We start from the raw sequence: 19,161 nt of genomic DNA, 5'->3' as shown, positions 1-19,161 counted from the left end.
CCAACTGATGAAGGCAGATCATGACCGGAACGACACGTTCAAGCGCCGACCTCGATCCGCGCCGCCGCCGCATTCTGGTGCGCGCCTGGCGCCGGGGCATTCGCGAGATGGACCTCGTGATCGGCGGCTTCGCCGATGCCGAGATCGGCAGCCTCGATGAGAGCGAACTGGATGAACTCGAACGGCTGATGGCCGAGGATGACGCCGACCTGTTTCGCTGGGTGACCGGCGAGGTGGAAACGCCCGAGCGGTTCCGCACCCCGCTGTTTGACCGCATGCGCGCCTATGTACCCGATTTCGAACCGGTCCGCTCGCACACCGAAGGGCAGGCCGGAAAGTCATGACATCCGTGATTTCGGCAGAGCGCGTCGCCGGCGCGCGCACGCCCGTCACGCTGTCCGGCGTGCCGCAGGGCATGGAGGCGCTGGCGCTCGCCGAACTCGCGCGCGCCGCCGGACCGCTCGCCTACATCATCTCCGACGGCCAGCGCATGGCCGATCTCGAGCAGAACCTCGCCTTCTTCGCGCCCGATATTCCGGTGCTGACGCTGCCGGGCTGGGACTGCCTTCCCTATGACCGGGTTTCGCCCGGCGCCGATATTTCCGCGCGCCGGCTGGCTGCGCTTTCGGCGCTCGCCCGGTTTTCCGAAAAGCCGCATCCGGCGATCGTGATCGTCACCGTCAACGCCATGCTCCAGCGCGTGCCGCCGAAGGCGGTGGTGACGGAGCTGGGTTTCGTCGCCCGCGCCGGCAACCGGCTGAAGATGGAAGATCTCGGCGGAATGCTCGCGCGCAACGGCTTCGAGCGCGTGGACACCGTGCGCGAGGTCGGCGAATATGCCGTGCGCGGCGGCATTCTCGATGTGTTCGTGCCCGGCGAGGACGAGCCGGTGCGGCTCGATTTCTTCGGCGACACGCTCGAAAGCGTGCGCCATTTTGATCCCGCCTCGCAGCGCACCACCACCCGGGCCAAGGAGCTTTCGCTCAACGCCATGAGCGAGGTGACGCTGGAGCCCGAATCGATCAGCCGGTTCCGCAGCAACTACCTCTCCCGCTTCGGCGCCGCGACCCGTGACGACGCGCTCTATGTGGCGATCTCGGAGGGCCGGCGCTATCCCGGCATGGAGCACTGGCTGCCGCTGTTTCATGACCACATGGAAACCGTGTTCGACTATCTCTCGGGCTTCAGGCTCGCCGGCGACCACATGCTCTCGGAAGCCGCCGGCGAACGCCGCGCCCAGATCGAGGACCATTACCAGGCCCGGCTTGCCGCACAGTCGATCGAGAAGGACAAGAGCGTCCATGCCGCGCCTTACAAGGCGATCGAGCCGGACCTGCTCTATCTCTCGACCGACGAACTCGCGGCAGGGCTCGAAGCCTGGAACATGATCCGGCTCACGCCGTTTCGCGTGCCCGAAACCTCGACCCGGATGGTGATCGAGGTCGAGGCCTCGACCGGCCCGCGCTGGGCGGCCGACGCGGAAGCGGAAGCCGCGGCGGAAGGCACGCGCGCCAACCTGTTCGAAAAGCTTGTCGCCCATGTCGGGGCGAAACGGGCCGCGGGCCGCAAGGTGCTCATCACCGCCTGGACCGAGGGCTCGCTCGACCGGCTCCTGCAGGTGACCGAGGAGCACGGGCTTGCGCGTGTGGTGCGGGTCGAAAGCCCCGCGGACCTCAAGCGTCTCAAGCCGGGCGAGGCGGCGGCCGCGGTGCTCGCCATCGAAGGCGGCTTCGAAGTCGGCGATCTGGTCGTCATCGGCGAGCAGGACGTGCTCGGCGACCGGCTGGTCCGGCGCGCCAAGCGCAAGCGCCGCGGCGCCGACTATATCTCCGAAGTCTCGGGCCTCGACGAGGGCAGCTATGTCGTTCATGCCGAGCACGGCATCGGCCAGTTCGTCGGCCTCAGGACCATCGAGGCGGCGGGCGCGCCGCATGCCTGCCTCGAACTCCACTATGCGGGCGATGCCAAACTGTTCCTGCCGGTCGAGAACATCGACCTGCTCACGCGCTACGGCTCCGACAGCGCCGAGGTGCAGCTCGACAAGCTCGGCGGCGTCGCCTGGCAGTCGCGCAAGGCCAAGCTCAAGAAGCGGCTTCTCGACATGGCCGAGGGGCTGATCCGCATCGCCGCCGAACGGCACATGCGTTCGGCCACGGTGCTCGGTGCGCCCGAGGGGCTCTATGACGAGTTTTCGGCGCGCTTCCCCTATGACGAGACCGAAGACCAGATGGCGGCGATCGAGAAGGTGCGCGAGGATCTTGCCGCCGGCCAGCCGATGGACCGGCTCATCTGCGGCGACGTCGGCTTCGGCAAGACCGAGGTGGCGCTGCGCGCGGCCTTCATCGCCGCCATGAACGGCGTGCAGGTGGCCGTCGTCGTGCCGACCACGCTGCTCGCGCGCCAGCATTTCAAGACCTTCACCGAGCGGCTGCGCGGCTATCCGGTGCGCATCGCCCAGGCCTCTCGGCTGGTGGGCGCCAAGGAGCTGGCGCTGACCAAGGCGGAGCTCGAATCGGGCAAGACCGACATCGTCGTCGGCACCCATGCGCTGCTCGGCTCCTCGATCAAGTTCGCCAATCTCGGGCTGCTGATCATCGACGAGGAGCAGCATTTCGGCGTCAAGCACAAGGAGCGGCTCAAGGAGCTGAAGACCGACGTGCATGTGCTCACGCTCTCGGCCACGCCGATCCCGCGCACGCTGCAGCTTGCCATGACCGGGGTGAGGGAACTCTCGCTGATCACCACGCCGCCGGTCGACCGGATGGCGGTCAGGACCTTCATCTCGCCCTTCGATCCGGTGACGATCCGCGAAACCCTGATGCGTGAGCACTATCGCGGCGGCCAGAGCTTCTATGTCTGCCCGCGCGTCTCCGATCTTGCCGACATCGCAGCCTTCCTGCGCTCGGACGTGCCGGAGCTCAAATTCGCCGTCGCCCACGGCCAGATGGGGGCGGGCGAACTCGACGACATCATGAATGCCTTCTATGACGGCAAATACGACGTGCTGGTGTCGACAACCATCGTCGAATCGGGGCTCGACGTGCCGACCGCCAACACGCTGATCGTGCATCGCGCCGATATGTTCGGCCTGGCCCAGCTCTACCAGATCCGGGGCCGGGTCGGCCGCTCCAAGGTCCGAGCCTTTGCGCTGTTCACGCTGCCGGTCAACAAGACGCTGACGGCCACCGCCGACAAGCGGCTGAAAGTCCTGCAATCGCTCGACACGCTCGGCGCCGGCTTCCAGCTCGCGAGCCACGATCTCGACATCCGCGGCGCGGGCAACCTTCTGGGCGAGGAGCAGTCCGGCCATATCAAGGAAGTGGGCTTCGAGCTTTACCAGCACATGCTGGAGGAGGCCGTGGCCGAGGTGCGCGGCGAGGATGCGGTGATCGACAGTGGCTGGTCGCCGCAGATCACGGTCGGCACCCCGGTGATGATCCCTGAGGATTACGTGCCGGACCTGCATTTGCGGCTCGGCCTCTACCGCCGGCTCGGCGACATCACCGAGGTGGCCGATATCGACGGTTTCGGCGCGGAGATGATCGACCGCTTCGGCCCGCTGCCGATCGAGGTGCAGCATCTCTTGAAGATCGTCTTCATCAAGGCGCTGTGTCGCAAGGCCAATGTCGAAAAGCTCGATGCCGGGCCGAAGGGCGTGGTGGTGCAGTTCCGCAACAAGGAATTCCCAAATCCCGCGGGGCTAGTGGCCTATATCTCCAAGCAGGGGCAGATGGCCAAGATCCGGCCAGACCAGAGCGTGGTCTTCATCCGCGACCTGCCGACGGCGGAAAAGCGCCTGACCGGCGCCGCGGTGGTGATGACGCAGCTGGCCGATATCGCCGGATAGGCTCCGGGCGGCTGCGAGCCTTTCGCGGCCCGGAGGCTCGCGCCGGTCACGGGCAAATTGCGCTTCGACCCGCGGAATATCGCGCCTGCCCCTGGCGTCCTGCGCGCCGGAGGGCTATCGCTCACCCTGACGCCAACCAGTGACTTCACATGCCCCGATCCAGTTCCCCTGACACTGCCGAACCCGATGGCCTGCCGGTCCCGCGCCGCTACCTTGCGGTCGGCGTGCTGTTGCTGTCGCTTCTGCTCGTCGTGCTCGACGGCGCGATCGCCAATGTGGCGCTGCCCTCGATCGCGGCCTCGCTCGGCGCCCATCCGGCGGACACCGTCTGGGTGGTGTCGGGCTACCAGCTCGCGGTACTGGTGGCGCTGCTGCCCTGCGGCGCGCTCGGCGAGATCTACGGTCCGCGCCGCGTGTTCCTGCTCGGCGTGACGCTGTTCACGCTCGCCTCGGCGGCTTGCGCCGCGGCGGGGTCGCTGCCTTTGCTGGTGGCCGCGCGCTTCGTGCAGGGGCTCGGGGCCGGCGCGATCATGGCGCTGGTGGCGATGAACCTGCGCTTTGCCGTGCCGCAGCAGATGCTCGGCACGATCCTGGGCTTCAACGCCATGACGATCGCCATTTCGGCCGCGGCAGGGCCGGGGGTGGCGGGCGCGATCCTGTCGGTTGCGAGCTGGCACTGGCTGTTCCTGATCAACATTCCGCTGGGCGCGCTGATCCTGGCCTGCGGCGGCTTTCTCGCCCGGCGCGAGGGCGTGCGGCGGCGGCTGAAAAGCCTGGTGCTGCTCGCCAACACGGTGATGTTCATCCTGTTCTTCGCAGGCGTCGAATGGATCGCCACGGCGCCGCTCCAAGGTTCCGTGCTGGTCGCCGCGGCGGGGCTTTGCCTCTATCTCGTGCTCCGGCTCGAGCGCGGCGATCCCGCGCCGATCGTGCCGACCGATCTTCTGGCCGATGCCGGCTTCCGGATCGCGGCGATCGCCTCGGTCGCCTGTTTCGCCGGCCAGATGCTCGCCTATGTGGCGCTGCCGTTCTATCTCCAGCATTCGCTCGGCATGACGCCCGCCCGCGCCGGCCTCTACATGATGCCCTGGCCGATCGCCACCATCATCATGGCACCGATCGCGGGTCGGCTCGCCGACAAGGTCAAGACCGCCTGGCTCTGCGCGACCGGCGCGGGCCTGCTGGCGCTCGGGCTGCTAATCGCGGGTCTCGCGCCGTCGGATCCGCATGCGATTGCCTTCCTGGTCGGAACGGTGCTCGCGGGCGCGGGCTTCGGGCTGTTCCAGACGCCCAACAACCGTGTGCTCCTGCTCTCGGCCCCGAAGCCGCGCAGCGGCGCGGCAGGTGCGATGCAGGGCACGGCGCGGCTGATGGGCCAGACGATGGGGGCGATTTCGATGTCGCTGATCTTCGCGCTCGCCCCGCTCGCGGTCGCGCCGAATGTCGCGATGGTGCTCGCGGGCGTGAGCGCCGCCGTCGCCGCCTTCGTGAGCCTCAGCCGCGCGGGCTTCGAAACCGTGCGTTAGCAAACCTCCGGTCAGGCCGGGCCCTGCGTCTCAGCTGCCGGCGACGCCCTCGGGGTGGCTTGCCTTCTCGGCCACGATCTTGCGCATGGCATCGGCCAGCGCCTCGGCGGGCTGGGCGCCGACCAGCGCATATTTCATGTCGATGATGAAGCATGGCACGCCGGTCACGCCCATCTGCTTGGCCTGATCGATCTCCGCGGTAACCGCGTCGCGGTCGGCGTCGCCCGACAGCAGCCGTTCCACTACATCGGCCTCAAGGCCCGCGGTCACGCCGGCCTCGATCAGCACCGCGTCGTCGCCGAGATTGCGGCCATCCTCGAAATAGGCCTTGAACAGCGCCTCGACCGCCGCATCCTGCGCGTCCGGTCCGAGGGCGCCGGCCCAGCGGATCAGCCGGTGGGCGTCGAGCGTGTTGGCCGACACTTCGATCCGGTCGAAATTGAAGGTGATGTTTTCCTCGGCGCCCGCCGCGCGCACCGGCGCGTAAGCCCGCTCGGCGCCTTCGGGGCCGCCGAATTTCGCTTCCATGTAGTGTTTGCGGTCCGTGCCCTGCTTGGGCAGGTTCGGGTCGAGCTGGTAGGGCCGCCAGTGCACATCGACGGCAAATTCCGAGGCGACCTCCGCCAGCGCCGCTTCGAGCCGCTTCTTGCCGATATAGCACCAGGGGCACATGACATCGGAGACGATGTCGATGGTGAGCGAGGGAACCTGGGTCGGGGACGAGGTCATGGGTAAGCCTTTCATGCCGCCAGCGGCGGGTTCGATGTGCCGGATGGTGCCCGGCCACGGTCGTGGGGCGCGCAGATCCCTGCGCGCGTGTGACTTGGTAGCGGATCACGGGGGCCGCCCGCAAGGGCGGGGCGGTCACGGTTTGATAAGCTTGATTGCAGGGGCCGCGAGCCCCCGGTTCGTCCAGGCGGCCCGGGGCGGAGCGTTTATTGCCCGGCGGTCTTGTCCCACCAGGCCGGCAGGTAATAGCCGTAAAGCGGCGGCGGGCCGTCGGGCGTGGCGATGCGCGCGCTGTGCGCCACCCAGGACTGGGCCTGGTGGAAGGCGGGAATCATGTAGTGCCCCGACAGCAGCACCCGGTCATAGGCCCGCACCGCCGAGCGGAAACCGTCAGCCGTGCGGGCATTGAGCACCGCGTCGATGGCCGCGTCGACGGCAGGGTCGGCCACGCCCGCGAAATTAAACGAGCCTTCGCGGTCGCGCGCCTCCGAGCCCCAGCGCGGAAGCTGCTCCGCGCCCGGCGAGAGCGAGGAGGGAAAGGACTTCATGATCATGTCGTAGTCGAAGGTCTGCGAGCGCTGCTGGTACTGGGCGTCGTCGACGGTGCGGACCGACATCTGGATCCCGAGTGCCGCGAGCGAACGCTGGAAGGCGATGGCGAGCTTCTCCTGGCCTTCGTTCTGGGTCATCAGTGCGAAGCTGAACGGCTCGCCCCTCTCGTTGACCAGCCGGCCGCCCTCGATGTGGTAGCCCGCCTGTTCGAGCAGGTCGAGCGCCGCGCGGCTGACCTTGCGGTCGCGTCCCGACCCGTCGGTGGTGGGCAGCGACCAGGTTCCCTCCATGATCTCCGGCGAAACCGCATCGGGGAAGGGGGCCAGGATCTCGCGCTCGCGCGCATCGGCAGGCACGCCGTGGCTCGACAGGTCCGAGCCGTCCCAGAAGGATTGCGTGCGGGTGTAGCTGTTGTCGTAGAGGCTGCGGTTGGCCCATTGGAAGTCGAACATCAGGCTCAGCGCCTCGCGCACCCGCACATCGGCAAACAGCGGCCGGCGGGTGTTGAAGACGAAGCCATACATGCCCGACGGCGTGCGCTGCTTGTAGGACTCGCGGATCACCTCACCCCTGGCCACGGCAGGAAAATTGTAGCCGCGGGCCCAGTTGGTGGCGCTGCCGTCGGGATAGACGTCGATCACGCCCTTCTTGAAGGCCTCGAACAGGGTGGTCTCGGACAGGAAATACTCGATCGTGATCCGGTCGTAATTGTCGAGGCCGCGTTTGATCGGCAGATCCCTGGCCCAATAGTCGTCACGACGCTTGAAGCTGATGCGCTCGCCGGGCTGAATGTCGCTGATGAGGTACGGACCGGAGCCGATCCCCGGCGTGAGCGTCGACTGGTCATAAGTGTCGGCATCGGTCGCATGCTTGGGCAGCACCGGCGACAGCGACAGCACCATCGGGAATTCCCGGTTGGACAATTCGTTGAAGGTGAAGCGCACCGAAAGCGGGCCCACCTTCTCCATCTTCGCCACCTGCTTGAGCCGGGTCGAGAACGGCGGGCGGCCCTTGTCGCGCAACAGTTCCATGGTGAAGATCACGTCGTCGGCGGTCACCGGCTCGCCATCCGACCAGCGCGCCTTGGGGTTGATGTTGTACTGGATGAAGCTGCGCTCCTCGTCCCATTCGACGCTCTCGGCGAGCAGGCCGTAAAGCGTGAACGGCTCGTCCTGCGAGCGCTGCATCAGCGTTTCGTAGACCAGATTGCCGTATTCGAGATCGACCACGCCGCGCGCGGTGGTGCGCATGCTCTTGACGATGAAGGGGCGCACATTGTCGAAGGTGCCGACCACGCCATAGCTGACCCTGCCGCCCTTCGGCGCATCCGGATTGACATAGGGCAGGTGGTCGAAATCCGCGGGCAGGGCCGGTTCGCCATGCATGGCGATGCCGTGCACCGGGGTGGCGCGGGCCTCGAAGCCGGCTCCCGAAACCCCCGCGGCCGCCATGACAACGCCCATCGCCGCCAGCCATCGATTCATTCCCGGTCCTCCTTGATCAGACGCGCAGCAACTGTCCCGTGTGCAGCCGCTGATTCGGTTTTGAAGATATACACGGGCCTCAAGGCAGGCCACAGTGGTCCGCCAATGCGGCGGTTTTTTTGCGCGCCGGCCGCAAGGCGGGCTGGATATTGGCGTGTGACCGCGCTAACACGAACGCGGACACAAAGCCTTGCTGTCGCCGCATTTTCGAACGAGAAGGCCCGGCATCGTTTACAGGACGCGGACACCGCGCGAACAGAACGCTGCCCCGGGGCCGCATTTCAGGAGAGTTGGAAGCACATGAACGCCACAACCAAGACCGTATTCGCAGCCATCATGTCGGCCGGCGTCGCTGCAGCCGTCATGCCTGCACCTGCTTTCGCACAGGGGGCCAACCAGGGCTGGTACAAGACCTGCACCAAGCAGGAAGACAATGACGTTTGCGTTGTGCAGAACATCGTCACCGCTCCCACGGGCCAGCTGCTCACCGCCATCGGCCTGATTGACGTTTCGGGCAAGCTCAACCGCAAGATCCTGCAGATCACCGTGCCGACCGCGCGCCTGATCCAGCCCGGCGTCAACCTCCAGGTCGACGGCGGACAGGCCCAGCGCGTCGAATACGCGATCTGCATGCCCGAAACCTGCGTGGCCGAGACGCTGCTGACGGACGCCATGATCGCCGCCTACAAGAAGGGCGGGGAACTGGTTCTGACCTCGGTCAACTACCAGCGCACGCCCAATCCGCTGAAGATCTCGCTCGAGGGCTTCACCCAGGCCTGGGACGGCGAACCGATCGCCCAGTCCGAGCTTCAGGAGCGCCAGCGCCTGCTGCAGGAAGAAATGGCCAAGAAGGCCGAGGAAGCCCGCAAGAAGCTCGAAGACGCCCAGGCCGCAGCCAAGAAGAACTGAGCTTCGGCCCGCCCAGGCATTTGCCGCGGGCGACCCCATCAAAACAGCCCGGATGCGCAGAGCGCATCCGGGCTGTTTGCATTTGGCCGCTTGGACCTGAACCCGTCGCCGGATCCTTGGCCTGGGTGGGGCGAGCTCAGTGGCTCACCCGCTCCTTGGGGTGATAGAGCCCGTTGGCCCAGGTGTCGAAATAGTCCGGGATCTGCGGATGGCGCACCGGGCGATCGCTGTCGTCGGAGAGCAGGTTCTGCTCCGAAACATAGGCCACATATTCGGTCTCGTCGTTTTCGGCGAGCAGATGGTAGAACGGCTGGTCCTTGCGCGGGCGCACATTGGCCGGGATCGCGTTCCACCATTCATCGGTGTTGGCATAGACCGGATCGACGTCGAAAATCACGCCCCGGAACGGGAAAATCCGGTGCTTGACGACCTGTCCGATGCGAAACTTTGCGTGTTTGGGCGTCATGTTTTTCTTCCTTCTGTTCCCATAAGATGGGTTGCCTGTCCGAAAAAGCAACGGTGCGGCTTGACTGCGATGGACTTGATCCCTACGCCCCTCGCTCGGCTGAACCTTTGTCTTAACAGCTGTCGCGGGCGTCAAGAATGGCTGAGATCACAGGTCTGGTGCTACCTTTCTTCGGACTTATCCTTCTGGGATATGTCGCCGCCCGCATCACCAAACAGCCGCACGAGGCGATGGGGTGGCTCAATACCTTCATCATCTATGTTTCGTTGCCGGCTCTGTTTTTCAAGCTCCTGTCGCGCACGCCGGTGGAGCAGCTTGCGCGCTGGGACTATGTGTTGACCAGCATGGCGGTGACCTTCAGCATCTTTGCGGTGGTGTTTGCCGCGGCCTTCCTGATCCGTCGATCCTCCATGGCCGAGGCCACCGTGCAGGGGCTCGCCGGCGCCTATGGCAATATCGGCTACATGGGGCCCGGGATCGCGATCCTGGCCTTCGGCGAGCCCGCCGCGGTGCCGGTTGCGCTGATCTTCTGCTTTGAAAACATCATGCATTTCACCATCGCGCCGATGATGATGGCGCTGGCCGGCGGCGACCATCGCTCGGCCGGCGCGCTGGTGGCGGGCGTCGCGCGCAAGATCGCGTTCCACCCGTTCATCCTGGCCACCGCCGTGGGCGTCGCCGCGGCCTGGCTGCAGCTGGTGCCGCCGGTGCCGGTGGGGCGGCTGATCGATTATCTCGCCCAGGCGGCCGCGCCTTGCGCATTGTTCGCCATGGGCGTGACGCTGGCGCTCAGGCCGCTCAAGCGGGTGCCGGTCGAACTCGGCTTCATCGTGCCGATGAAGCTCATCGCCCACCCGGTGGCCATGTACCTGGGATTGAGCCTGGTCGGGGATTTCGAACCGGTCTGGATCTACACGGCGGTGTTGCTTGCGTCGCTTCCGACTGCCACCAATGTGTTCGTGATCGCCCAGCAATATTCGACCTGGGTGGAACGCGCCTCGGCCACGGTGCTGGTGACCACGGTCTGCAGCGTGGCCACCGTTTCGGCGCTGTTGTGGCTGATTACCAGCGGAACCTTACCGCCCGACCTGTTCCCCTGAGGCGGGCGTCTCGCGGCGCCAGCGGAAAAGGTCCCGGCGCCAGCCCGGCGTCATGCCTTCGCGCATGATGATGTTGCGCAGCGGCGGGATCGACGACAGCGCCGCCAGCCCGCCCACGCGCAGCACCTGCACCGGCAGGAAGCTGCTCATGAGCGCCCGGTTGAGCAGGTCGACGCTCGCCGTGCGGCTGGCGATGTCGGGCAGCCGCTTGCGGTTGAAGGCGCTGACCGCCCGGGGCGCCTGCTGCGGCCCGCCCGCATCCTTGAGCACCTCGATCGCCTCCATGATGTCGCGCAGGCCGAGATTGAGCCCCTGCGCGCCGATCGGCGGGAAGCCGTGGCCGGTTTCGCCCACCAGCATCACGCGGCCCGCGCCGAAGCGCGAGGCGATCAGGCTCGACAGCGGCCAGGCCTGCACGTCGGTGTCGATCTCGACCTTGCCGAGGATCGAGCTCATGCGGGTTTCGACCTCGCGGTTGAGCATGTCGCGCGGCATCGAAAGAATGCTGTCGACCCGGTCCGGCCGCACAGCCCAGACCAGGCTCGAGCGATTGCCCGGCAGCGGCACCGTGGTGAACGGGCCTTCTTCGGTGTGGAACTCCGTCGAGGTGTCGCCATGCGGCAGGCTGTGGCGGAAGTTCAGCACCAGCGCGGTCTGCGGATAGGACCAGGTGCGCACCTTGATGCCCATTTCCGTGCGCAGCTTGGAATTGCGGCCGTCGGCGGCCATCGCCGCGAATGCGCTCAGCCGGGCACCGTCGGCAAGCACCAGTTCGATCGCGCTGTCGGTCTGTGTGGCGGATTCGAGCGGGCTCTCGAAGCGCGTGATCAGCGGCGAGGCGGCGGTTGCCGCCTGCAGCGCGTCGAACAGCGGCTGGTTGGGGATGTTGTAGCCGAAGGCTTCGAGCCCGATGTCGCTCGAACGGAACGAGACCGGGCGCGAGCGCAACAGCCGTGTGGTGCCATCGAGGATGCGCATGGTGCGCAGCGGCGCCGACTTGGGCTTGACCTCGTCCCACAGTCCGAGCGTGCCGAGGTAATCCACCGATTCCGACAGAAGCGCGGTGGTGCGCCCGTCCTGGCGCGGCGGCTGCGGGGCGATGAAGGCCACCCGCCATCCCTCGGCGGCCGCAGCAAGCGCCGCCACCGAGCCGGCGAGCCCGCCGCCCACAACCGCGATGTCAAAGTGCTCATGCATTTCTTCGGCCTTTCAGTTGTTGCCGATTGCCTAGGGGTCGGTTGATCCTTTACATCGCATGCCACACGAACTCCATGGGATCAATCGGCACATGTTGACGCCGCGCGGAAACACCGATCCGCTCGAGGGACGCTTCGACCGGCTGGACCGGCCGGGCCGGGCGATTGCCGGCCTGGCGCGGCGGCCGCTCTGGCCGGTGCTCGCCATGGTGCTTCTAACGGTCGCACTTGCCTGGTGGTTCCTTCTCGAGATGGCTGGCTCGGTCGCCATCCTCGAAGGGTCCGCGCGGGCGCTCGGCCCCGGCATGTCGGTGATCGCGCCACTGCTGCCGATCGAGCCGGGCTCCTTTGCCGCAACCCTCGCCGATCTCTGCCTCTCGGGCGGCGCGGCGGTGGGCCGGCTCGCGGTCACCTCCGTGCCCGCGGGGCTCGCGCTGTTTGCCATGTGGCTGGCGATGGCCGCGGCGATGATGCTGCCCACCGCGGCGCCGATGATTCGCACCTATGCCGAAATTGCCGATACCGCGGCGGGCCGCGGCGAGCCGGTGGTTCATCCGCTGATGCTGACCGCCGGCTATCTCGCCGTCTGGGCCGCGGCGGCCGCCCTGTTCGCGCTCGTCCAGATCCTCGTGGGGCGGTTTGCCGATGGCTCCGCCAGCACGCCCGTGGGCGGCGCGACGGCGGGGGTGATCCTGCTTGTCGCCGGCGCCTACCAGTTCACGCCGCTCAAGGAGGCCTGCCTCAGCAAGTGCCGCAATCCCTTCACCACGCTGTTTGCGCGCTGGCGCACCACCACGCCGGGCGTGTTCCGGCTCGGCATCGAGCAGGGGCTCTGGTGCCTGGGTTGCTGCTGGGCGCTGATGCTGATCATGCTTGCGGTCGGCAGCATGAATGTGGTCTGGATGGCGGCGCTGACGGTGTTCACTTTTGTGGAAAAAACCGGCGCGGGCCGGGTGACAACGCGCGCGGGCGGGGCGATAGTGGCGGCCTGGGGCGCGGTGCTTTTGGGAGCCGCGCTGACGTGATTGCGGGAGTGGATCCGGATGGCTGATGTAGAGTGGGCGTTGAAAGGCGAGCTGGTGCTGTCGTGCAACTGCACCGTGTTCTGCCCCTGTGTGATTTCGCTCGGCCAGCATCCGCCCACCGAGGGCTATTGCCAGACCTGGGCCGGCTTCCGGGTCGACACCGGCTATTACGGCGACACCGACCTGTCCGGGCTCAATCTCGGCCTGATCATGGAAATCCCCGGCTATATGAGCCGCGGCAACTGGACCGCCGGGCTGTTCGTCGACAAGCGCGCCTCGATCTACGCCACCAAGGCCTTCACCAAGATCTTCACCGGCAAGGCCGGCGGCACCACCTCGCTGCTGTCGATCCTGGTCGGCAATTTCCTTGGCGTCGAACAGCAGCCGATCAGCTACGAGGTCGAGGACAACAAGCGCATCGTCAAGATCCCGAAGATCATCGATGGCGTGGTCGCGCCGATCCCCGGCAAGACCCATGGCGAGGACACGGTGATCCGCAATTCGGAATACTGGATCGCCCCTGAAATCATCGTGGCCAAATCCGAACGCTCCAAGATGCGGGCCTTCGGGCGGAACTGGAATTTCGCAGGACGCTCAGCCGAGATCTGCAAGCTCGACTGGAGCGGTCCCACCTAAATGCGCATACAGAAAGTGTCGGCGGCATGAAGCTTCCATTTAAATACCGCCGTGTTCCCTACGCGGAGATCCGGGCGTTCTCGGTGCATATCCTGACCGCCAGCGGCTCCTACATGGCGTTCCTGGCGCTGGTGGCGGCGGCGGAAGGCCGCTTCATCGACCTGTGGTGGTGGCTCGGCGTGGCCATGCTGATCGACGGCATCGACGGCCCGATCGCCCGCAAGCTCAACGTCAAGGAAGTGCTGCCCAACTGGTCGGGCATCATGCTCGACAATGTGATCGACTACGTCACCTATGTGCTCATTCCCGCCTTTGCTCTCTATGAAAGCGGCATGATCGGCGAGCCGCTGTCCTTCGTGGCCGCGGGCCTGATCGTGGTGTCGAGCGCGATCTACTATGCCGACATGGGCATGAAGACCGACGAGAATTTCTTCTCGGGCTTTCCCGTGGTCTGGAACATGCTGGTCTTCACCCTGTTCGTGACCAACCCGTCCGAGATGGTCGCCTTCGGCATCGTGCTGGCGGCCGTGGTGATGACCTTCCTGCCGATCAATTTCCTGCACCCCGTGCGCGTCGTCAGATTGAGACCGCTCAATCTGACGGTGTTCGCGATCTGGTCGGTGCTGTCGGGCTACGCGCTGCTTCTGCATTTCAAGAGCCCCGAATGGCTGATGTGGGCGGTGATGCTGACGGGGGGCTACCTGTTCGTCATCGGCGCGATCATGCAGCTGTTTCCCTCTCTCGGCCGGCGCTAGCGACGCGCCGGACCGGTCCCCGATATGCGGCCGCTGGCCGTCCTGCTGATTTCAGACTGGAGTAGACTCGATGAAGGCAATTGTTGTTTCGAACCACGGTGGCCCCGACGTTCTCGAATGGCGCGATCACGAAGCCGGGGCGCCCGGAGCCGGCCAGGTGCGCATCCGCCATGAAGCGGTCGGACTCAACTTCATCGACGTCTATTTCCGCACCGGCCTTTATGCCGCGCCCAATGGCCTGCCGCTGGTGCCGGGCAACGAGGGGGCCGGCGTGGTGGTCGCGCTCGGCGAGGGCGTGAGCGATCTGAAGGAAGGCGACCGCGTCGCCTATGCCGGGCCGATCGGCGCCTATGCGCAGGAGCGGGTGATCGCCGCCGACCAGCTGGTCAAGGTGCCGGACGCCATCGATCTCGACACGGCCGCCGGCATGATGCTCAAGGGCATGACCGCGGAATATCTGCTGCGCCGCACGCACCGGGTCGAGGCGGGAGACACGATCCTGTTTCATGCCGCAGCCGGTGGCGTCGGCCTGATCGCGGGCCAGTGGGCCAAGGCGCTTGGCGCCACCGTGATCGGCACCGTCGGCTCCGAGGAGAAGGCGGAGCTTGCCCGCGCCAATGGCTACGACCACGTGATCAACTATCGCACCGAGGATTTCGTCGCCCGCGTCAAGGACATCACCGGCGGCAAGGGCGTGGACGTGGTCTATGATTCGGTCGGCAAGGACACGTTCCCGGGCTCGCTCGACTGCCTGCGCCCGCGCGGGCTCTGGGCCAGCTTCGGCCAGTCTTCCGGGCCGATCGAGCCGTTCAATATCGGCATTCTCGCGCAGAAGGGCTCGCTGTTTGCCACGCGGCCGACGCTGTTCGTCTACAACGCCAGGCGCGCCGACCTCGAGCAGTCGGCCGCAGCCCTGTTCGAGGTGGTCGCGAACGGCACCGTCAGGATCGGCATCAACCAGCACTATCCGCTCTCCGACGCCGCGCGGGCCCACACCGATCTGGAGGGGCGCAAGACCACCGGCGTCACCGTTCTCAAGCCTTGAGGCGGGAGCAAACCCTGTGATGCCGTTTGAAGCAATCTCTGGAAAAGCCATCAAATACCCGTCGCGCGCGGCTGCCGATTGACTATGGTTTCACATCCGGCAATGGAATCATTCGGCAATTCGCATTCGGGGCGTCCGGGGCAGGGCGCGGGCGATGGAACGACGGCCGCGATTGCACACCGGGGACAGCGGAAAAGAGTGCTTGAATTTGGGGGCGAGATGATGAAGCTTGATTCTTGTGCTCTTTGGGAAAATGCCTCAAATCTAGGCGGCCATTGGGCGCATCACAGCCAGGGGGCAAAGTGAACGATCGGCAAAACCTGATACCGCTTCTGGAAACGAAGGGGCTGACCAAGATCTTCGGAAGCCTCCGGGCCTGCGACGGCATCGACCTGGCGATTGCGCCCGGCGAGGTGCATGCGCTTCTGGGCGAGAACGGCGCGGGCAAGTCCACGCTCGTCAAGATGCTGTTCGGCGTGCTCGAGCCGAGCGGCGGCGAGATCCTGTGGAAGGGGCGGCCGGTCAAGATCGGCAGCCCCGGCGAGGCGCGGGCCACCGGCGTGGGCATGGTGTTTCAGCATTTTTCGCTGTTCGAAGCCCTCACGGTGGCCGAAAACATCGCGCTTGCGCTCGACGGCAATGTTCCGATCGAGCGGATCTCGGACGAGGCACGGCGGCTGTCGGTCGAGTACGGCCTGCCGCTCGATCCCTCCGCCCACGTCGCCGACCTCTCGGTGGGCGAACGCCAGCGCATCGAGATCGTGCGGGCGCTGCTGCAAAACCCCGAACTCATCATTCTCGACGAACCGACCTCGGTGCTGACGCCGCAGGAGGCCGACAAGCTGTTCGAGACGCTTGCCAAGCTCAAGGCCGAGGGGCGCTCGGTCCTCTATATCTCGCACCGGCTCGAGGAGGTGCAGCGGATCTGCGACCGGGCCACGGTGCTGCGACACGGCAAGGTCACCGGCGCCTGCGACCCGCGCAAGGAAACCCCGTCCTCGCTCGCCCGCATGATGGTGGGCGGCGAGGTGGCCGAGATCACCGGCGCCGGTCTCGGCGAGCCCGGCGAGGTGCTGGTGGAGGTGGCAAGCCTCTCGGCACCGGCGCGCACGCCGTTCGCGGTGACGCTCAAGGACGTGGACCTGACGGTCCGCGCGGGCGAGGTGATCGCGATCGCCGGTGTCGCCGGCAACGGCCAGAGCGAGCTGTTCGACGTTCTTTCGGGCGAAGTCACGGTCGCCAATCCCGAGGCCATCCGCATCGCCGGAACCCCGGCCGGGCGCCTCGGCATCACTGCGCGCCGGCTGATGGGCTGCAGCTTCGTGCCAGAAGAGCGCCACGGCCACGCGGCGGTGCCGACCATGAGCCTGAGCGGCAACCTGGTGCTGTCGCGCTACGCCTCCGATCGCAAGGCGTTTCTCACCGGCGGCTGGCTGGGGCTGATCAACAACGGGCCGGTGGCGGCGGCGACCAAGCGCATCTCCAGTGCGATGGACGTGCGCAAATCGCTGGTCGATCCGCCGGCCGGGTCGCTGTCGGGCGGAAACCTGCAGAAATTCATCGTCGGCCGCGAACTCGACCGGCAGCCGCGGGTGCTGGTGGTCAACCAGCCGACCTGGGGCGTGGACGCGGGCGCGGCAAGCCGCATCCGCCAGGCGCTGGTCGACCTTGCCAAGAGCGGCTCGGCGGTGATCGTCATCAGCCAGGACCTCGACGAGGTGTTCGAGATTGCCTCGAGCATTTCCGTCATCAACGAGGGCCGGCTTTCGAAGCCCGAACCGGCCGCGACCATGACGCGCGAGCGCATCGGCCTGCTGATGGGCGGATTCCATGACGGCGCGGGCCACGGCGTGGACCCGGCGGAGGCGGCGCATGCGCATTGAACTTCAGAAGCGGCCGGTGCCGTCGGCCCTGTTTGCTGTGCTCTCGCCCTTCATCGCCCTCGGCCTGACGCTGGTGGCCGGCGCGATCCTGTTCATGGCGCTCGGCAAGAACCCGTTCGACGCGCTCTACGCCTTTTTCATTGAGCCCCTGACGGAGATGTGGTCGATCCACGAACTGACCGTGAAGGCGGCGCCGCTGATCCTGATCGCGGTCGGTCTTTCGGTCTGCTACCGCTCCAACAACTGGAATATCGGTGCCGAAGGCCAGTTCATCATGGGCGGCATTCTCGGCTCGCTGGTGCCGATCCTGATGCCCGGCTTCCAGTCGTGGCTGACGCTGCCGCTGATGCTGCTGCTCGGAATGGTCGGCGGCGCGGCCTGGGGTGCGATCCCGGCCTTCCTCAAGACCCGCTTCAACACCAACGAGATCCTGACCAGCCTGATGCTGGTCTACACCGCGCAGCTGTTTCTCGACTGGCTCGCGCGCGGCGTGTTGCGCGATCCGAACGGCAACAATTTCCCGGGTTCGATCCGCTTCCCCCAGGCCGCGAGGCTGCCCGAGATCCTGCCGTCGCAGGGCAGCGCCCATTACGGACTTCTGCTGGCGATCCTTGCGGCGCTCATGGTCTGGTTCATGCTGCGCTTCACGCTGAACGGCTTCGAGGTGCGGGTGCTGGGCGCCAATCCGCGGGCAGGGCGCTTCGCCGGCTTCTCGCAAACCCGCATGACCTTCTTCGCCTTCTTGCTGTCGGGTGCGCTTGCGGGCCTTGCGGGCATCGCTGAGGTCTCGGGCGCGATCGGCCAGCTGCGCGAAACCATTTCGCCGGGCTACGGCTTCACCGCCATCATCGTGGCCTTCCTCGGCCGCCTGAGCCCGCTCGGCGCGATTGCCGCGGGCTTCATGCTGGCGCTGACCTATCTCGGCGGCGAGGCGGCGCAGATGACGCTCGGCATCTCCGACAAGGTCGGCCGGGTGTTCCAGGGCCTGCTTCTGTTTTTCGTGTTGGGATGCGACACGCTGATCACGTACCGGGTGCGGCTCGTCTGGCGCAAGGCCGCCGCGGGCGCTGGAGGCCAGGCCTGATGGATATCGCCCAGAACATTCTTCTCACGATCATGACGGCGGCGACCCCGCTGCTGATCGCGGCCATCGGCGAACTGGTGGTCGAGCGCTCCGGCGTGCTCAATCTCGGCGTCGAGGGCATGATGGTGATCGGCGCGGTCTGCGGTTTCGCGGCCACGTTGCTGACCGGATCGCCCTGGCTCGGCATGCTGGCGGCGATCGTCGCCGGTGCGCTGATCTCGCTCTTGTTCGGCGTGCTGACCCTGTCGCTGGCGGCCAACCAGGTCGCCACCGGCCTGTCGCTGACGCTGCTCGGGCTCGGACTCTCGGGCATGATCGGGGAAAGCTTCGTGGGCTCGGCCGGGATCAAGCTGCCGAGCCTTTCGATTCCGGGACTGAGCGAGATTCCGCTGGTCGGCCGGCTGGTGTTCGGGCAGGACCCGATCTTCTACCTGTCGCTGCTGCTCACCTTCGGCGTGGCCTGGTTCCTGTTCCGCACCCGCGCGGGCCTGACGCTGCGCGCGATCGGCGACAACCATGCTTCCGCCCATGCGCTCGGCATCGATGTGATCCGCATCCGCTATCTCGCAGTGATGTTCGGCGGCGCTTGCGCGGGGCTCGCGGGGGCGCATCTGTCGCTGGTCTACACGCCGCAATGGGTCGAGAACATGACCGCGGGACGCGGCTGGATCGCGCTCGCGCTGGTGGTGTTCGCCTCCTGGCGGCCCTGGCGCGTGCTCGGCGGCGCCTATCTGTTCGGCGCCGTCTCGATCGGGCAGCTGCACGCCCAGGCGCTCGGCATCGGCGTTCCCTCGCAGTTCCTGTCGGCCTTGCCCTACCTCGCCACCGTGGTGGTTCTGGTCATCATTTCCCGCGACCGCCGCTTGACACTGATGAACACTCCCGCTTCGCTGGGCCAACCCTTCGTGCCGGACCGGTAAGCGC

Annotated in this window: 16 protein-coding genes; 12 read left to right on the top strand and 4 right to left on the bottom strand. The window is 66.5% G+C overall.

The window, feature by feature from the left end:
* The first annotated feature begins 20 nt into the window (after positions 1 to 20).
* The 3 genes from AWJ14_RS15145 (at position 21) to AWJ14_RS15135 (ending at position 5,373) form a co-directional block, all read left to right on the top strand.
* Positions 21 to 344: a succinate dehydrogenase assembly factor 2 gene (locus AWJ14_RS15145; protein ID WP_066180881.1), complete on the top strand. Its 324-nt coding sequence runs from the start codon at positions 21 to 23 to the stop codon at positions 342 to 344.
* Complete coding sequence (mfd, locus tag AWJ14_RS15140) at positions 341 to 3,847, top strand: transcription-repair coupling factor (protein ID WP_066180878.1); 3,507 nt, start codon at positions 341 to 343, stop codon at positions 3,845 to 3,847. The genes AWJ14_RS15145 and mfd overlap by 4 nt, the downstream gene beginning before the upstream one ends.
* A 224-nt stretch (positions 3,848 to 4,071) precedes the next feature.
* Positions 4,072 to 5,373, top strand: coding sequence for an MFS transporter (locus AWJ14_RS15135; protein ID WP_066181705.1), 1,302 nt, complete (start codon positions 4,072 to 4,074; stop codon positions 5,371 to 5,373).
* A gap of 30 nt (positions 5,374 to 5,403) precedes the next feature.
* Here AWJ14_RS15135 and AWJ14_RS15130 read toward each other — a convergent pair whose 3' ends face one another.
* Both AWJ14_RS15130 and AWJ14_RS15125 read right to left on the bottom strand, forming a co-directional pair.
* Positions 5,404 to 6,102, bottom strand: a complete 699-nt coding sequence (locus AWJ14_RS15130) for a DsbA family oxidoreductase (protein WP_066180876.1) — start codon at positions 6,100 to 6,102, stop codon at positions 5,404 to 5,406.
* A gap of 206 nt (positions 6,103 to 6,308) precedes the next feature.
* Complete coding sequence (locus tag AWJ14_RS15125; RefSeq protein WP_066181703.1) at positions 6,309 to 8,117, bottom strand: extracellular solute-binding protein; 1,809 nt, start codon at positions 8,115 to 8,117, stop codon at positions 6,309 to 6,311.
* Between the two features lie 321 nt (positions 8,118 to 8,438).
* On the opposite strand from AWJ14_RS15125, the gene AWJ14_RS15120 reads away from it, so the two are divergent.
* Positions 8,439 to 9,047 carry an invasion associated locus B family protein gene (locus AWJ14_RS15120; protein WP_066180874.1) on the top strand — a complete coding sequence of 203 codons (609 nt, stop codon included), beginning with the start codon at positions 8,439 to 8,441 and terminating at the stop codon, positions 9,045 to 9,047.
* A gap of 136 nt (positions 9,048 to 9,183) precedes the next feature.
* On the opposite strand, the gene hspQ is transcribed toward AWJ14_RS15120, so the two are convergent.
* Positions 9,184 to 9,513: a heat shock protein HspQ gene (gene hspQ / locus AWJ14_RS15115; RefSeq protein ID WP_066180872.1), complete on the bottom strand. Its 330-nt coding sequence runs from the start codon at positions 9,511 to 9,513 to the stop codon at positions 9,184 to 9,186.
* A 137-nt stretch (positions 9,514 to 9,650) separates the two neighbouring features.
* On the opposite strand from hspQ, the gene AWJ14_RS15110 reads away from it, so the two are divergent.
* Positions 9,651 to 10,613, top strand: a complete 963-nt coding sequence (locus AWJ14_RS15110; RefSeq protein ID WP_066180869.1) for an AEC family transporter — start codon at positions 9,651 to 9,653, stop codon at positions 10,611 to 10,613.
* On the opposite strand, the gene AWJ14_RS15105 is transcribed toward AWJ14_RS15110, so the two are convergent.
* Entirely contained in the window at positions 10,590 to 11,810 is a 1,221-nt protein-coding gene (locus tag AWJ14_RS15105; protein WP_066180866.1) for a UbiH/UbiF family hydroxylase, read from the bottom strand. The genes AWJ14_RS15110 and AWJ14_RS15105 overlap by 24 nt on opposite strands.
* A gap of 91 nt (positions 11,811 to 11,901) precedes the next feature.
* Here AWJ14_RS15105 and AWJ14_RS15100 point away from each other — a divergent pair, with 91 nt between their 5' ends.
* The 7 genes from AWJ14_RS15100 to AWJ14_RS15070 all read left to right on the top strand — a co-directional run bounded on the left by AWJ14_RS15100 (position 11,902) and on the right by AWJ14_RS15070 (position 19,157).
* Positions 11,902 to 12,834, top strand: coding sequence for a DUF2182 domain-containing protein (locus AWJ14_RS15100; protein WP_066180863.1), 933 nt, complete (start codon positions 11,902 to 11,904; stop codon positions 12,832 to 12,834).
* Positions 12,835 to 12,852: 18 nt separating this feature from the next.
* On the top strand, positions 12,853 to 13,470 hold the full coding sequence (locus AWJ14_RS15095) for a DUF1326 domain-containing protein (protein ID WP_066180860.1): 618 nt from the start codon (positions 12,853 to 12,855) through the stop codon (positions 13,468 to 13,470).
* A 26-nt stretch (positions 13,471 to 13,496) separates the two neighbouring features.
* Positions 13,497 to 14,225, top strand: a complete 729-nt coding sequence (gene pcsA / locus AWJ14_RS15090) for a phosphatidylcholine synthase (RefSeq protein ID WP_066180857.1) — start codon at positions 13,497 to 13,499, stop codon at positions 14,223 to 14,225.
* Between the two features lie 70 nt (positions 14,226 to 14,295).
* Positions 14,296 to 15,270 (top strand): quinone oxidoreductase family protein, encoded by a 975-nt coding sequence (locus AWJ14_RS15085; protein WP_066180854.1) that lies wholly within the window; start codon positions 14,296 to 14,298, stop codon positions 15,268 to 15,270.
* Positions 15,271 to 15,572: 302 nt separating this feature from the next.
* Positions 15,573 to 17,153: an ABC transporter ATP-binding protein gene (locus AWJ14_RS15080; protein WP_066180852.1), complete on the top strand. Its 1,581-nt coding sequence runs from the start codon at positions 15,573 to 15,575 to the stop codon at positions 17,151 to 17,153.
* Positions 17,143 to 18,237, top strand: coding sequence for an ABC transporter permease (locus AWJ14_RS15075; RefSeq protein ID WP_066180850.1), 1,095 nt, complete (start codon positions 17,143 to 17,145; stop codon positions 18,235 to 18,237). The genes AWJ14_RS15080 and AWJ14_RS15075 overlap by 11 nt, the downstream gene beginning before the upstream one ends.
* Positions 18,237 to 19,157: an ABC transporter permease gene (locus AWJ14_RS15070; protein WP_066180847.1), complete on the top strand. Its 921-nt coding sequence runs from the start codon at positions 18,237 to 18,239 to the stop codon at positions 19,155 to 19,157. Before AWJ14_RS15075 ends, AWJ14_RS15070 begins: the two co-directional genes overlap by 1 nt.
* The last annotated feature ends 4 nt before the right edge of the window (positions 19,158 to 19,161 follow it).

The organism is Parahoeflea olei, assembly GCF_001703635.1.
In the GTDB taxonomy this organism is placed as follows: Bacteria; Pseudomonadota; Alphaproteobacteria; order Rhizobiales; family Rhizobiaceae; genus Hoeflea; species Hoeflea olei.
Note: the sequence above shows the minus strand (reverse complement) of the source record. Positions and strands in the feature narration are given on the sequence as shown.